At 39.9% G+C, this 15,502-nt stretch carries 12 protein-coding genes; 7 read left to right on the top strand and 5 right to left on the bottom strand.

Annotated features, from left to right (window positions below; all coding sequences use genetic code 11):
• The first annotated feature begins 233 nt into the window (after positions 1–233).
• From ABE41_RS17120 to ABE41_RS17110, 4 genes are all read left to right on the top strand, one after another.
• Positions 234–1,373 carry an S-layer homology domain-containing protein gene (locus tag ABE41_RS17120; RefSeq protein ID WP_066292974.1) on the top strand — a complete coding sequence of 380 codons (1,140 nt, stop codon included), beginning with the start codon at positions 234–236 and terminating at the stop codon, positions 1,371–1,373.
• Between the two features lie 132 nt (positions 1,374–1,505).
• Complete coding sequence (locus ABE41_RS17115; protein ID WP_066292972.1) at positions 1,506–2,588, top strand: S-layer homology domain-containing protein; 1,083 nt, start codon at positions 1,506–1,508, stop codon at positions 2,586–2,588.
• A 66-nt stretch (positions 2,589–2,654) separates the two neighbouring features.
• On the top strand, positions 2,655–2,792 hold the full coding sequence (locus ABE41_RS21145) for a hypothetical protein (protein ID WP_156774304.1): 138 nt from the start codon (positions 2,655–2,657) through the stop codon (positions 2,790–2,792).
• Positions 2,793–3,052: 260 nt separating this feature from the next.
• Positions 3,053–4,537, top strand: a complete 1,485-nt coding sequence (locus tag ABE41_RS17110; RefSeq protein ID WP_066292969.1) for a stalk domain-containing protein — start codon at positions 3,053–3,055, stop codon at positions 4,535–4,537.
• 42 nt (positions 4,538–4,579) lie between these two features.
• On the opposite strand, the gene ABE41_RS17105 is transcribed toward ABE41_RS17110, so the two are convergent.
• A complete protein-coding gene (locus ABE41_RS17105; RefSeq protein WP_066292968.1) occupies positions 4,580–5,743 on the bottom strand; it encodes a polysaccharide deacetylase family protein in 1,164 nt (387 codons plus the stop codon).
• 145 nt (positions 5,744–5,888) lie between these two features.
• Between ABE41_RS17105 and ABE41_RS17100 the strand changes: the two genes are divergently transcribed.
• Positions 5,889–7,712 carry an FAD-dependent oxidoreductase gene (locus ABE41_RS17100; RefSeq protein WP_156774303.1) on the top strand — a complete coding sequence of 608 codons (1,824 nt, stop codon included), beginning with the start codon at positions 5,889–5,891 and terminating at the stop codon, positions 7,710–7,712.
• A gap of 43 nt (positions 7,713–7,755) precedes the next feature.
• Here the strand turns inward: ABE41_RS17100 and ABE41_RS17095 are convergent, their stop codons facing one another.
• Positions 7,756–8,313, bottom strand: coding sequence for a hypothetical protein (locus ABE41_RS17095; protein ID WP_066292964.1), 558 nt, complete (start codon positions 8,311–8,313; stop codon positions 7,756–7,758).
• A gap of 2 nt (positions 8,314–8,315) precedes the next feature.
• Positions 8,316–8,696, bottom strand: a complete 381-nt coding sequence (locus tag ABE41_RS17090; RefSeq protein ID WP_066292963.1) for a hypothetical protein — start codon at positions 8,694–8,696, stop codon at positions 8,316–8,318.
• A 171-nt stretch (positions 8,697–8,867) separates the two neighbouring features.
• On the opposite strand from ABE41_RS17090, the gene ABE41_RS17085 reads away from it, so the two are divergent.
• Positions 8,868–11,396 carry an S-layer homology domain-containing protein gene (locus ABE41_RS17085; RefSeq protein WP_083207854.1) on the top strand — a complete coding sequence of 843 codons (2,529 nt, stop codon included), beginning with the start codon at positions 8,868–8,870 and terminating at the stop codon, positions 11,394–11,396.
• Between the two features lie 255 nt (positions 11,397–11,651).
• Positions 11,652–13,757 (top strand): stalk domain-containing protein, encoded by a 2,106-nt coding sequence (locus ABE41_RS17080; protein ID WP_066292960.1) that lies wholly within the window; start codon positions 11,652–11,654, stop codon positions 13,755–13,757.
• Positions 13,758–14,001: 244 nt separating this feature from the next.
• Here the strand turns inward: ABE41_RS17080 and ABE41_RS17075 are convergent, their stop codons facing one another.
• Together ABE41_RS17075 and ABE41_RS17070 are read right to left on the bottom strand one after the other, a co-directional pair.
• Entirely contained in the window at positions 14,002–14,466 is a 465-nt protein-coding gene (locus ABE41_RS17075) for a VanZ family protein (protein WP_172827371.1), read from the bottom strand.
• A gap of 130 nt (positions 14,467–14,596) precedes the next feature.
• Positions 14,597–15,493, bottom strand: coding sequence for an accessory Sec system S-layer assembly protein (locus tag ABE41_RS17070; RefSeq protein ID WP_066292958.1), 897 nt, complete (start codon positions 15,491–15,493; stop codon positions 14,597–14,599).
• Between the last annotated feature and the right edge of the window lie 9 nt (positions 15,494–15,502).

Raw genomic sequence — 15,502 nt, 5'->3', positions numbered from 1 at the left:
AAATTATTTTCAAGACATAATTAATATTGTTAACTATTAATCTTCAACCATAATAAAATTGCGAAAAATATAAGAAAAAGTCGAAAAACATCATTTCACTCCAAATCCTATTAAATCAATGATTTAAACGAACATTTATTTTTAAAAATAGTACAAACGGCATAGGACAAACCTCTTTAAAAAATATAAAATTTTTCCGTAATGTATAATATTTTGAAATGAGGGGAACTTTTTTGAAAAAGTTTATTGGTGGTTTATTAAGTGCAGCAATTATTGCTGGATCACTAGCTTCACCGGTTAATGCGGAATACAAAAATCCAATGGATGATTATTTTCCGGATGACACATGGGAGCATTGGGCAGAAGGGGATATGCTCGATATGCTTCAGTCAGATATTTTACGCGGTCAAAAAGTGACAGATCGCAAATGGGGTATAACTTACCTTTACTTAAACCCTGATAACACGATTACGCGTGCGGAATTTGTGGCTATGATTGTACGTGCTCTTGAACTTGAAACAACAAAGCAAGGTATTAATTTTACAGATACAGCAAATCACTGGGCTCAAAATGACATTAATACTGCTAGCGCATTAGGTGTGGTTTCTGGTAAAACAGCAACAACGTTTGATCCAAACGGAAAGATTACACGCGCGGAAATCGCTTCTATTCTTTACAGAGCATTTGATCCTACCGTTTATTTTGAAAATGGAACGCCAAAGAACTTTACTGATCTTCCAAACACGCATTGGGCGTATAATCACGTCCGCCAAGTAAATGGTGTGAAAATTATCAATGGAACGACTGCAACAACGGTTTCTCCAAGTAAGAACGCAACACGTGCAGAAGCAACAGCTATGATTCGCCGTGCTCTATCAAAAGAAGAGTTAAATAAACCAAATCCGCAGGACTTAACAACGCTTATTTTAGAAGATGAGAATGGCTGGATTGAAGCATACAACAACCGTAATGCAGATACACTTGATCTATTAAATGACGAAAACCATTTTGGACTGGCTCTTACCTATATTGGTATGGAAAATGAAATGTATCGCTGGATGTTTGAAGATGAAGATATGAAGGAATATGATGATACTTATAAAATCGTTGGAGAACCAAAGTTGACTGTACTTTCAACATCAACACGTTTTGCAACGGTGAAAGTTGAAAACTACGTAGTTGAAAACACTTTCGAATACCCAGAAACGGATGAAAATGACGAACCGACTGGTAATATTATTACAGATTCGATTGTTGAAGATCGTTCTGGTGTGTATAACTTAGTGAGACGTGACGGTTCATGGAAAGTGTACACAAACGATTATATAGAGAAAAACCTTTATTATCTTGATGAAGAAGAGGAAGAGCTTTGAGTTTACTCAAGGCTTTTTCTTTTGGTCACAAAAGCTATTTTGTGAAATAGTAAATTAGATGCAAGACAACTCTTACATAAATATATAAAATTTTCCTGTAATAACAATTTATGAAACAAGGGGATAGAGTGGATGAAAAAGTTAATCGGCGGCGCTTTAGCTGCAACATTGTTTATTGCACCGTTTACACAAACAGCTTTTGCAGAAGAAGATTATATCATCGATCCAATCGGGAAGTATTATGCGGAAGATATTGATGGACATTGGGCGCAAACAGATATGGAGAATATGCTGCAAGCCAACATCATCAAAGGAATTCGCGACGCTGATGATCTGCTTTATTTACAGCCAGACAAAAGTATTACTCGGGCAGAGTTCACTGTTCTGATCGTTCGAGCTCTTGAGTTAAAAACAGATCAACAAGGTAAGGCTTTTACAGACACTCAAAAACACTGGGCAAAAAACGACATTAACACAGCAAGTGCTCTAGGAATTGTTTCAGGTAAATCCGATACTGAATTCAAACCGGACATGAAGATTACACGTGCTGAAATTGCTGCGATTGTTGCCCGTGCGTTTGAAGCTACTGTTTCTTTTGAAGAAGGGACACCGAGAGACTTTGAAGATTTAAAACCTGGTCACTGGGCTTACAATCACGTACGTATGGTAAACGGAGTGGATGTTGTAAGAGGAACAAGTGAAACGACAGTTTCCCCTGATAAGTATGCAAACCGTGCAGAAGCGACAGCTATGTTAAAGCGGGCGCTTTGGCTTGAAGAGGTAGATCTTCCGAATGCAGAAGATATATTGGATTTAGTTCTTTACAGCGAATCAGATACACTTGATGCGGTAAACGCCAAGGATGTGGAAGGATTATATGAAATCAATGATGCTGCACGATTTGGTTTTGCACATGAAGCAGGATTAGCTGAAGCTTTTTCCAGTGAATTAACGTTTGAAGACGGTGACACTTTTGAAGGTGAGATTGTTTCAGAACCTGTAACGGAAGCAACAGACATTTCTTCTCGGTTTGTAAAAGTAGTTGTTGAGGATCTAATCATCAATTATACGTATACATATGCGGATCCGAGAAAGGCACCGTTTGATTACACAGAAGATCGCTCAGGGGTATACTACCTGATTCAACGAGATGGAGAATGGAAAGTTTACACCTCTGAATTCTATCAAACGAGGTTTTTAGATTTGGAGCTTTAAGAAGTACAGCAAGCCCGTAACACCTAGGTTACGGGTTTTTCTATGAAAACAGGAGTGAAGCAAGGATTGGAAAAATTACTAGATGACTTTATTCGTTTAGAAGAAGTGCTAGAAGGATTAAGAAAAGATGTAGATAATTTAACTGCAATTTCTGATCGGCTGCGAGAAGAGACTAATAAGCTATCGTACAAAATAGAAAGATAGAGCCAAAATATATATTGCAATGTAAATGACTGAAAATATCCTGCCGATAACAGTCAAACAACCGTTTTCTTTTCTCAAGATTATGAGGTGTAAGATACAGAGAATGGTCACAAAAATAAACAAAGGTGATATAGCAAGTTTTGAAACTTCTACAGACATGGTACCTCCAAATGTTTGTGTTTTGTAAATTTATTGGAAAACCCAACCTATTTATTATTTATAATGGTATAATTTTCTAAAATAGAAAAGGGGAGAAACTGATGAATGTTAGAAAGAAAGCTTTGAGTCTTGGTTTAGGTCTTTCTATAAGTTTAACATCCTTAACAGGGATTGAGGCAAATGCCGCAACCACTATTCCGGTATATGTGAATGGAGTTAAACAAACGTACGACCAGCCGCCAATCATTAAGGATTACCGCACTTTAGTGCCTATTCGTGGAATTTCCGAGAACTTAGGAGCTGCTGTTCAATATCGTTCTTCTGATCAAACGGTTACAATTAAAGATGAGGATACAACGGTTACACTTAAGATCGGATCCAAAACGGCATACATAAACGGTGAGAAAAAGATGCTTGATGTTGCGGCACAAGCGGTAAACAACCGCACGTTGGTTCCGCTTCGTTTTGTCGGAGAAGCATTGGGTGCTAAAGTAGCATACGATTCAAAAACTCAGCGTGTACATATATCAAGTGCTGAATTTGCAAAACTGGTTCTGGAAAACAAAGAAAAAGTGGTTACGATCCACAAAATCAAACACGGTCAGCGGTATGTGTATCCTGGCGCAGGTGTGTTTGTAAGCCCAAGTCTTGTGCTGACTACTGAAACAGCTGTACACCAGGCGCAGGGTGCAGTTATTGAAATGAGCAATGGAAAAGAGGCTACGGTAGAAGGCGTAGTTGAGTTAGATAGGGATAAAAACATGGCACTTCTAAAACTTTCTTCTCCGGTAGATGTTGAGCCGGTTCGTATTTCAAACGAATTCAAAGCTGGCGAGAAAGCTATATCTCTTTCTGCAAAAGATGCAGTGGAAATCGAAATTGAAGATTTCTCAGAGTTTATCGCAAGTAAATTCTATACGAATACTAGATTTACAAACCTGTTCTTCGGCACGCCTCTATTCAACTATGATGGAGAACTGATTGGTTTGTCTACAGAACGTGATGGAGATGACTCGGTCGAATTTTTTGATAGAGCTGCTGGGGCACAAGACTGGAGTGCTTACTTCTCTATGAATCATGCAGATATTAAAACAAGCGGGTTCTTTGAGAAGCTGCCATCTAAACCAATAGAAACCATTGGGGACATCTCACTTGGCATGGACGATACAACCGTTCGTGCAATTGAAAAAGGAGAACTAGGAGAGGAGTCATATCCGTATTTAGTTTATAAAGGTGAAAATGTCTTAGGCCCAGATGGTCAAACAGGCTACGAGTTCTTTCCAAAAGAACGTTCTCTTAAAAGTATTGAATATCATTACGCATCAGAATCTATGACGAAAGAAGAAGCGACTCAAAAATATCAGGAGTTAATTCAGCAGCTAGAAGCTGTTCATGGTGATGCTACTGAAATGGATAATAATTGGGAAGTAGAAGAAGACGGTTATTTTGAAGAAATGCATGCCGAATGGTATCCGAAATTTAATGAGGAAAAACCAGTAATTCTTACATCTGTTCAATATAATTCAACTCTGGAACAATATCGTTTTGCGCTTTATTATCTCTTTTATGGATCTTACCGAAAGTAAGATGTTAAGCTGAACCCTAGTTTAGGAGTTCAGCTTTTATTATTATTTCAAGACATACTTGTTCCAAAAGTTATAAGGCTGGATGGAAGAGGTGATCGGTAACGATGTGTATCCTTTACTTTTTAAATTAGGGACAATCGATTTTAAGATTGCAACAGTATCTATCCTATCGTGAAGAAGTACAAGGGGAGCCGCACCAGATTTAATGACTGCATTAATCTGTTCATTTGTATACGCGCTCGTTTTTGTCGCACTATTATAGCTCCAGTCAAGACTGTCCACGTTCCAGTCCCACATTTTATAGCCTGCCTGATTCATCGCTGTTCGATAAGAATCCGTCATGTATGGTTTGCTGCCGTAAGGAGTCCGGATGACGTTTGAAGCTGCTCCACCAGTTATTTTCTTAACTGAATCGAAGCATGACTTCATCTCACCAACTGCGGCAGAAGGCGAACTATAGAACTTACTTTTATCATGTGTGACCCCATGGCAGGCAATGGTATGGCCATCGTTAAACATCCGTTTAATTAATACGGGGTTGTTATCAGCATTTGGTTTCAGAACAAAGAATGTAGCTTTCAAGTTATTCGCTTTAAGATAATCCAGAATTCCTGCTGTATGTTTGTTCGGTCCATCATCAAAGGTTAAGAATGCTCTTCTTGCTGGTGATGGAGCAGGCGGTTTTGGCGGTGGAGGGGTATGAGCTTTTCGGTATGCTTCTATTTGTGTTTTGTTAGTTTCATAAAGCTGATCTAACGTTAGCTTTGCATTTGCATCCGAAACTCGCGCGATTGGACCTTTATAGGAAAAAGAAACGTTGTAACCGAACGCTTCACTAATCTGACGATAGGGAACAAGTAAACTATTATTGATGTTTATATAGGAGAAAGGAACAGAAGAGTTTCCTTGAATGAACTGTTTTGTTTTCGTGTTTAACGTGATAACCTGGGCACCTTTGGTCAGCCTGATCTCACCGGTAGCTGCAATCCAGTCCACCTGAAATCCAAAGTGTTTGCTGAACGATCGGACAGGTACATATGAAACACCGTTCACAGCTCGAGGAGCGGGGCTCAAATCAAAAAGAATCTTATCATTATGTGCCGCGAAAATAAGGGAACTTCCATGATCGGCTTTTGCGGGTTTAACGAGAACGAACAAAAACAGAGCAAAGAACAAGGTGACAAGTGCGAGGGATCTACTCTTCATTTGAACTTTCCTTTCCAGATTGATATGATTTGTAAGAAATTTGTCTAAACTTGTAAATAGACTTTTGCTAGAATAAGAGATGTACTTTTATACATATGAATGAGACGGTCAATTAAGAATCGTCCAGAAAAAAGTAGGGATACAATTGAAAAAGTGGATAGCGATAATTTTGGGAATTGTGTTAATAGCGGGAGCTGGGACTGGCTATTACCTTTATAAAAATGATGATGTCGTGCGGATTGACGAAAATATTCCGCTCAATACCTATGATGTAATCGTTGTAGGCGGAGAGCCAGAGGGAGTGGCAGCAGCGGTTGCTTCAGCAAGAGCTGGTGCTAAAACACTTTTACTTGTAAAGCGTGATGGACTAGGCGGCTTGTTTACATACGGAGAGTTAAATTTTCTCGACCTCGGTCTTGATAAAGACAAGAAGCCAGCGAACGCCGGAATTTTTAAAGAGTGGCACGAGATGGTGGATAAGGAAATCTCGTTTGACATTGATAAAGCTGGGGAAGCTTTTGACGAGCTAGTAAAAAACGAAGAAAATATTACACTGAAGTTTGAAACGGAAGTGGAAAAGGTAGAGCTGAATGAAGATCAGACGGCTATTCATCAAATTCAAGCGAAAAATCCAGATGGTGTCATGCGCTATCAAGCAAAGCGTTATATTGATACAACCGCTCATGCTGACTTTGCGGCATTAGCAAAAGTGCCATATTTTATAGGGCAAGAGGATATCGGAAAAAAAGACACAAGCATGTCCGTTACGCTCATGATGCATTTTAAAAATGTGGACTGGAGCAAGGTCTATAAAGTAGCGAAGGATGAAACGTTTGGTGAAGCTGTCGTTCAGCCTCGTACGGCGTATGGTTTCTGGGGTGTTGTTGAGGCGTATAAGCCAAAGAGTGACCGGACCCGGTTGCGCGGACTCAACATCGCACGGGTAACAAATGGCGACATTTACATTAATGCACTTCAAATATTCGGAGCGAATGGGTTAGATGAAAAGTCGAAAAAAGAAGCAATTGAAATCGGGAAAGAAGAGACGAAGCATGTATTGGCGTTTCTGCGCGCGAACTTCCCTGGATTCGAAAAGGCAGAGATTGCAGACTATCCAGAAGAACTTTATGTTCGTGAAACACGCCACATCAAAGCGGAGTATCAATTGCCAATCTCAGATGTGTGGGAATATAAAGACCATTGGGATTCCGTTGCGTTTGGATCGTATCCGGTTGACGTTCAAGCCACCGAACCAGACGGGGAAGACTATATCATTTTAAATCCGAAGCAGTATGCGATTCCGTTTCGTTCCCTAGTTCCAAAGAAAGTAGATAATCTCCTGGTAGCGAGTAAAGCATCGGGTTATTCTTCACTGGCCGCCGGAAGCGCGCGTATTGTTCCGACTGGTATGTCGACAGCAGAAGCGGCAGGTATGGCATCTGTTTTATCGTATAAAAATAAAGTGAATTTCCGAGAGATGTCAAAGGATAAAAAACTGGTGAAGGAGCTGCAGGACGAGCTGATCGCCAAAGGTGCTCATCTCTACCATTTTGATTTGGACTATTTATATGAAGGGAAATGGTTCTATCCAGCTGTGAAGGATCTATATTCACGAGGCATTCTGTTCGCTGGGTACGAAAATGATTTGAAGCCTAACGAACCTTTTACAGAGAATCAGTTTGTGTGGATGGTGAAGAATGGAGTGGAGAGAACGGACTCGAAGCTCTATAAAACGATTGAGTGGCCTGAAGTGACGGGTGACAAACCATTAACTTGTGACAAAGCTGCTCGCTGGATGTTTGATTGGTTTATAAAAAAGGATAACCAGCGCAACAATCCTTGGGCCGCTGCAGCAAAGCACGGATATCTAGATGATGAAGTGTTCAAACGTGTTGATGAAAACAGAACGCTTCTGAAAAAAGAAGGTTATGCGCTCGTGTCGGGAATATTGAATAAGATTGATAAATAAACAAAAGCTCTGCAGTCACCGCTTGCAGAGCTTTTTAATATCCTTATTTCTGCTCAACAGTTTGAACATTGTTTTCTTTCATCTTATGTCTCAGCCACTTTATGAAACGGATGTTTAAATAGATTAAGAATGCGGCAGATAAAAAGGTAAAGATTACCCATAGGTTTGATAGAAATAGATTCGTTTCTTCATACTTATATGCTGGTTGTAAAGCTCCATAGATTACAAAGCCATTCGGAGTATTACTTGTCAGAGTAGTAAAAACAAGCAATACAGAAATAACGATACTAATAAAGGACAGTGCATTTAACACAACTGCAATGTTGTTTTTTAATCGATTGCTAAAAGAGATGCTCCATTTAAGAACTGTTTTTATAAAGTAAAAGTTCATATAAACAAATAAAAGTTCGAAGCCAAACAGCACCATTGCAGCTATAGGCAAAGAAGATTCACCGGTTACAGGATCAAATGAAGCCATTGCAATCCACAATGGGAAAACGGCGATTCCAACTAAAGATGTTCTGCCGATACTATAAATTAAAATAATTAATGAAACCAATACACATATTACTGATATGCCAAACAAAACGATTTTTCTCATGTTTAATCCTCGTACTCTTCAAGTAATTTTTTTATTTCTTCCGCTTCATTTCCTTTAATCTGCGTAAACAATTGATCCTTTTCCTTTTTTATGTCCACGAGATAGGATAAATCCTGTTTGTTCTCTTCCCACACCATAATTACTTCACTTTTATCGTCAGCATTAAGCTCAATTTTATAATCAGGTGTTCTTTCAGGAGGCAGACCCTTTATCTGCAATTGGATATAATCATTTGTTCCTTTTGTTAAATCAAGACTGTCTATTAACCTCTCATTATAAGAGTATTCTTTGTCATTTATTTTCATTGTTTCAGGAGTATCATTGGAACAAGCTTGCAATAGAATCAGTACCAAAAGTAAGGTTGTCACCAAATGTTTTTTCATAATAAAGCCCTCCGTATAATCTTACATCCAAATTCTACATTAATTTTACTGATAAAACAATTTTAGTCCTTTTTCACTATATTTTGACATAATCTTGCAATCTATGGATTTTATTATAAAATAGTATAGTAATGGAAAAATTTTCATCTAGAGTATGGGGGATAAGTTAAAATGAGGGGTAAGAGAGTTACTAAAAAGGCGGGGGCTTTTTTAGCTTTAGTGTTGGCAGGACAGACATTTTTAGGTGCAGGTCATACATATGCGTCTGAATTTATTAATGGGAAAACGGTAAAAGAGTTTAAGCTCTCAAAAGCAGCAACGTTTAAGGAGATTACATATAGCACTTCCACTGTGAATCAGGATATTTTTATGGTAGAAACGAAGATTGGTGATCCGAACACACAAATTAAAGTAGGTGTTCCAAACCCGATCAGTTCTTTAATGACGGTGTCTAAGAGGGCGAAGCTGGATAACAGAGCCGGACATTATGTAGTCGGTGCAGTAAACGCGTCTTTCTTTAGATCGAATGATAAATACGGCTACGCGCCAACTGGTGTACTTTCACAAGACAATAAAATCGTAAACTATGGAGTGGTAACAGCGGATTCTACTTCGCCTATGAATATAGCAGTTGGGTTTGGAATCGGTGCGAATGGTGAGCCGATCATCGATTATACTCGACCAAGTCTATCATTTGGATTTAACGGGAAAACACTCCCCCTTTATAGCATGAACTCTGTTCGTGAAGGAAATACAGGTATTCTTTATACAAAAAACAATAAATTAACTACATCTGGAACTAATGAGTGGGGTACGGAGATTGTCATCACAAACACATCAAAAGATCCTGCGCAAATTGGGTTTGGTGATACGATTACAGGAACCGTTTCAGAGATTACTAGAATGACTCAGCCTGGTGACCGTACAATCCCTGCCGGTGGAATGATTGTATCATTTGCAGGAAAGGATTATGCTGATCAGTTAGCTGGTTTGAAAAAAGGTGATACGGTTTCAGTATCAGCGGACATTGAGGCGAAATGGAAAGATGCGAAGTTTATTGTAGGAAGCGGACCGTTGCTCGTTCGCAACGGAAAAGTGGAAATTTCAATGTCTGCAAATGATTATCTCGTAAAAGACCGTGCACCGCGAACAGTGGTAGCTTACGATGCAGATTATAAGAAACTATTTTTCATCGTGAATGATGGACGATCTAAAGCGAGTTCCGGTTCATCGTTAACAGCTATGGCAAACTACTTGATTTTACTTGGTGCAGACTACGCTATGAACCTGGACGGCGGGGGATCATCTGCGATGGTTGCTCGTCCGTATGGTGCGTATGAGCCTGTTTTAATGAATACGCCATCTGACGGAGTGGAGCGTGCGGTTTCGTCGATTTTAGAAGTGGTAAACACAGCTCCAACAGGGGCAGCGGCTATTCTTGTTTTAGGCTCAGCTCCAACTCTTGAAGTGGGTATGAAGGCAGCTATTCCTTTGAAATATGCACTTGATGAAAACTATAACCCTATGAGTCTATCAGCTTCTCAGCTTACGTGGACAGTTGAAGGCGGAGTAGGGGTTATGGAAGGCAATACGTTCGTTGCTAAAACAGAAGGCAAAGGAACGATTGTAGCTAGCATGGGAGGTGCCGTTGCGCGAATCCCTGTGACGGTTGCAAACTCTGTACCAGCTGGAACAAAGTATTTAGCTCTGGATCATTTTAATTCGTTATCTAACTGGGGAACTCAAACAGCCCGCTCGACGGTTGCTCTTTCATCCAGTTCGTATTTTGCTAGAGAAGGATCATCCGCGAAAGTAGATTATGATTTTACGAATAGCGGCGGCGGTACTGCAGCAGCTTATATAGAAGCCAACCAATCCATTCCTGTAAATGGGAAGCCTGTGGCAATTGGAGTTTGGACCTATAATGACGGGTCTGGTCATTGGCTTCGCGGAGAAGTAATTGATGCAAACGGTCAAACGCAAAAGATTGATTTTACAGAACCAGGCGGAATGACTTGGAAAAGCTGGGGCTACAGCGAGGCGAAGCTGGATTCAAATCTAGCATTCCCGATAAAGTTCAAGCAGCTTTATTTTGCAGAAACAGATGCAGCTAAACATAATAAAGGAACGATCTATTTCGAAAACCTGCAGGCTGTTTATGATGCAGCTTATGTAGAACCTGCTTTTACAGATTTAGAAAAAGCACCTTGGGCGAAGAGCTCAATTTTACAGTTAACAAGCCAATCTATCATCAGCGGGTACCCGAATGGACAGTTTGGACCGAATGACAACATTACACGTCTTCAAGCGGCAACGATGATATCAAAGCAAATGAAATTAGCGACGAGCAATGTAAAAGATCCTGGTTTCGCTGATGTGACACCAAACACTTACGGATATGGAACAATTGCAGCGGTTGCTTCAATTGGTGCTATGGGTGGCTTTACAGACGGTACGTTCAGACCTGATGCAACTTTATCTCGCGGTGAGATGGCATCCATTATCGAACGTGCTTATGATTTAGAAGGAACAACTACCAAATCATTTTCTGATGTGAAACCAGGTTACTGGGCGTACAATTCCATCCAGACGATTTTGGCTAACGGAATTACTGGCGGATATACGGACGGAACATTCCGACCAAATAGCCCGATCACAAGAGCTGAATTTTCATCCATGCTGGATCGTTATATAAATTAATTAAAAAATACTATAAATTTTTCTAAACGTTATAGAAATATAGCCGATATTAAGGATACTAAGTAACACATCCTAACAAAAACCTGTTCAAATTTGAGCAGGTTTTTGTTCGTTTATGCATAAAATTTATATTAGGCAAATTTTAGATGTTTTGTAACAATAGCTTAACAAAAGATAAGGCTTTTTTACATTGACTACAAAACGTAATACTTATACGCTACAAAGGTAGTTTATTTTTGGAAGGGGAGAATAATTTTGGGGAAACGACAACTTCATAGTTTCATAGTTCTTTGTCTGATCGTCTCCATGTTTTCTGTCTTTGGTTTTACGGGAGGCCAAAAAGCAGAAGCCGCACACGATCTAGTTAATCCAAATCAATTTTATACATATGATGAGATGGTTACAGACATGAAAGAACTAGCTGCGCATTATCCTGGTTTGATCAGCTATAAAGAAATTGGACGCAGTGAATATAACCGTCCGATTTACGCGATTAAATTAGGTAAAGGAAATGCAACAGTCTTAGTTAACGGTTCGCATCATGCCCGCGAATGGATTTCGACCAATCTATCCATGGATATGATTGATGAATATGCGAGTGCTTATACGAACGGAGATTATCTTGGGAAGTATAACGTGCGAGATATTTTAAATAAAACAACGATGTGGTTCGTGCCGATGGTCAATCCGGATGGTGTAACTCTGCAACAATACGGGCTTACGAAGTTTCCTTCTGCAGATCATTGGAAGCTGATCAACATGAACGAAGGCAGCACAGACTTCAAACGCTGGAAAGCAAATGCGCGCGGTGTCGATCTTAATCGTCAGTATGATGCTGATTGGGCAAACATTAAGAACAATAAGTCAGGTCCGTCCTGGAGCAATTACAAAGGTACAGCACCTGTAAATCAGGCTGAATCTAGAGTGATGGTTAACTTTACAGCTCAAGTAAATCCTGAAATGTCTCTCGCTTATCACACGAGCGGAGAGATTTTATATTGGAATTTCCACCAGACGGGAAGCTGGTATGATCGTGATCATGCGTATGCCAAAGTGATTGGGAACTTGACTGGATATAGCTTAGTTTATCCGGGCACGAATCCTTCAGGCGGAGGATATACGGATTGGTTCATCATCAAATACAAGCGTCCTGGATTTACGCCTGAGCTTGGAAATTATGCAGGGAATACGCATGTTCCAGTATCAGAATATCCGGCGATCTGGTCACAAAATAAATATGTTGGACTCTATGTGGCACAAGAAGGCTACAAGCTATATGTGAAGAGCCCTCGCTACAAGCCAGAACAAAAAATTACGGTTCACGTAAATGGCAAGCTCTTCAATTATGATGAAAATGCCTTTGCGAAGGATGGTCGTACGTTTGTACCGCTGCGCGGAATCTTTGAAGAGTTAGAAGCAACGGTGAACTATAATGCTTCAACAGGCGTTATCAAGGCAACACGTTGGGATCGAACAGTAACATTTAAATTAGGTTCTACTTCAGCAACAGTTGTTTCAGAGAGTGGAACATCAACAGTAACGTTTGATGCGGCACCGCAAGTCGTTGATAACAGAACGATGGTACCGCTTCGCTTTATCGGAAACGCATTGGGTGCAGAAACGAAATGGAACAACGACACATACACAGCATCAATCATTGACCGTTATGTGATGGATTCAAAAGTGAAGAACCCGGATCCAGTAGCAGTAACGATTAATGGAGAACAGCAGAATTTTGATCCACCAGCACATATCTATGGCTACAGCACGGTGTACTTACCGCTTCGTGATCTGTTAACCGCAATGGGAGCAACGGTTACGTTTGCAGATAACATTGTGACGGCAGAAAAAGATGGAACGAGAATGTTGATCAATCTTAAAGAACGTACGATTTCGGTAAACGGAAAGTACATTTACATGAGTGAACCAGTAATTGTGGATCAGAATACAACGATGCTTCCTGTGAGAATTATTTCGAACGCATTCGGCTTCGATGTAGCATGGTCACAAGATGAGTTGACGGTTCACATTACTACTGAAGAGGCGGCCGCAGAGCAACCAGCAGAGGAAGCACCTGCTGTTGAGCAGCCTGCTGAAGAGACAGATGCTCCGGCAGAAACTCAAACGGTAGAGGAACAGCCTGCAGTAGATGAGCCAGAAGAAACAGTACCAACTGAAGAAACGGCACCTGCTGAAGAAGCAACACCAGCAGAGGAAGCTCCAGTTGTAGAAGAACCAGCTGAAGATGCTGAGAAACATGCAACAGAAGAGCAAAATACAACACAGGAATCAGAAAATGGTCAGATTGAGTCTCAATCTGTTCCGAATTTGGAAGAATCGCCTGCAGTTGAAGAAAATTAATAGAAAAAAGGAACCATGCCTAGTGATTTGGGCATGGTTTCTGCATTGTAAGAGGTATTTTGAGGGAGATGATTTCAGTTAGTAACTTTAAGTTGAAACAATCTCGCGAGAATGAGTGGCATTCTCACGAAAAGTTGCCGTAATCTCACGAAAAAGACCTCTAATCTCACGAAAATTAAAATATACTCGCAAGCCGCCATTCTACGACATTATCTGACACCCAATCCGCATACTCAACCATTCTCTACCTTCTCCTCAAAACGAGGTAAACTACTCCAAAACAAACCTTAAAACACATCCAGCCTAATACAGTCCCAGCCGTATTCAAAACTAGATCATCCACATCAAAGACGCGGTTTCCAATCGTATATTGCATTGTTTCAATTAATAGACTTGCCAAAAATCCATATAAAACAGAAGAAATAAAATGATTAGCCCATCTAAATAAAAGCGGAAGTATACACCCTAACGGAAAAAAGAGAATTAGGTTTCCTAACACGTTTTTAAGGAGCAGCATTTGATTCCCGCTATTCCACATTAAAATAATCGTGCGAAATAAATCTAAGTTTATAGCCTCACCATAAACATAATCATTTTTTGTTAGCAAAGTAACGTAAAATAATAGTGTCATGTAAATAATTAAAGCTATGTAAACGGGGACCTTTAATTTTTTTCTAAGCAGTAAATAACATTGTTTTTTAGATTTCACATTTGTACTCCGAGAATTAGTCATTATTTTCAGTATAATGCTTAATCAAACCTGCTTCCACGGTTTTTATGCTTAAAAAAAACCAATCCTTTGAACGTTTTTATACGTCTTAAGGATTGGTTCAATTATATTATTGATTTTGTTGTGGAGGATAAGCTTTCCACACAGACAGATCGATTTCTTCCTTCAGTAGTAGATTACTAGGGAAGATAAACGTCCATGGCTTGCTCGTGTTCGCTTTTACTTCAAAATCATTCAGCGCAAAACCGCCTTTAGCAATTACATCACCAGATGCATCTGAAACTTCAAGCGGAAGCTGTTGCAGCTGGATGTTTTTATCGGAACCATTTCGGATAAGCATCGTTACGTGCAAGTTGCCATCCTCAGACTTTTTCGCCTGAAGCCCCATGAAGTTCACTTCGCCAGGTTTCGGTGCCTGCATGTCAGCTACTAGCTGATGTAAGCGTGCTTTATCTTCTTCAGGAAGGCTGTTCGCCCAGCTTTCTTCTAGATCTAAAGCGTGCTTTTTCTGTGTTTTTAATTCAAATGCAAGCTTCCAGCCAGTCTTCGGAAGTTCACCTTCAACAGACAAGTCAGCTGCTCCAAAACTAAACAGCCAAGGTACACTGCTTTTCGCCGGAATCTCTCCAACAACAGAAAGGTCAAACGCTTTGCGTGCTAGTTTTTTACCATCTGCATCTAGTAACAATAGCGGCATTTCCTGCAATTTAATTGCTTTACTTAAGCTGTTGCGTACAAAGGCAGTTACTGTTACGCTGCCATCTTGCTTCAAATCTACACCAGATAGTGAGATTTGATTTGGCTTTAAAGGAGAAAGCTCCAAGTTCAAAAATTGATAAACATACTTTAATTCCTGCGCTGGCTCATATGCAGGAGAGTAAAATAGTTTCGTTTCTACTTCTTCCTCCATACTTTGTTCCACCGTTTCATTTAATAATTCTTCAGAGGACACCGTCGTGTCTTCTCCTGTTTTGTTTAGATTTTTCTTTTTAAAAAGAGAAAGCATGATTGGACC

The organism is Fictibacillus arsenicus, from assembly GCF_001642935.1.
GTDB lineage: Bacteria > Bacillota > Bacilli > Bacillales > Fictibacillaceae > Fictibacillus > Fictibacillus arsenicus_B.
Note: the sequence above shows the minus strand (reverse complement) of the source record. Positions and strands in the feature narration are given on the sequence as shown.

Bases quoted from the DNA above. Each gene is read 5' to 3' on its own strand.
- ABE41_RS17085 (WP_083207854.1), top strand. From the start codon at position 8,868: ATGAGGGGTAAGAGAGTTACTAAAAAGGCGGGGGCTTTTTTAGCTTTA.
- ABE41_RS17105 (WP_066292968.1), bottom strand. From the start codon at position 5,743: ATGAAGAGTAGATCCCTCGCACTTGTCACCTTGTTCTTTGCTCTGTTT.
- ABE41_RS17110 (WP_066292969.1), top strand. From the start codon at position 3,053: ATGAATGTTAGAAAGAAAGCTTTGAGTCTTGGTTTAGGTCTTTCTATA.
- ABE41_RS17095 (WP_066292964.1), bottom strand. From the start codon at position 8,313: ATGAGAAAAATCGTTTTGTTTGGCATATCAGTAATATGTGTATTGGTT.
- ABE41_RS17115 (WP_066292972.1), top strand. From the start codon at position 1,506: ATGAAAAAGTTAATCGGCGGCGCTTTAGCTGCAACATTGTTTATTGCA.
- ABE41_RS17090 (WP_066292963.1), bottom strand. From the start codon at position 8,696: ATGAAAAAACATTTGGTGACAACCTTACTTTTGGTACTGATTCTATTG.
- ABE41_RS17070 (WP_066292958.1), bottom strand. From the start codon at position 15,493: ATGCTTTCTCTTTTTAAAAAGAAAAATCTAAACAAAACAGGAGAAGAC.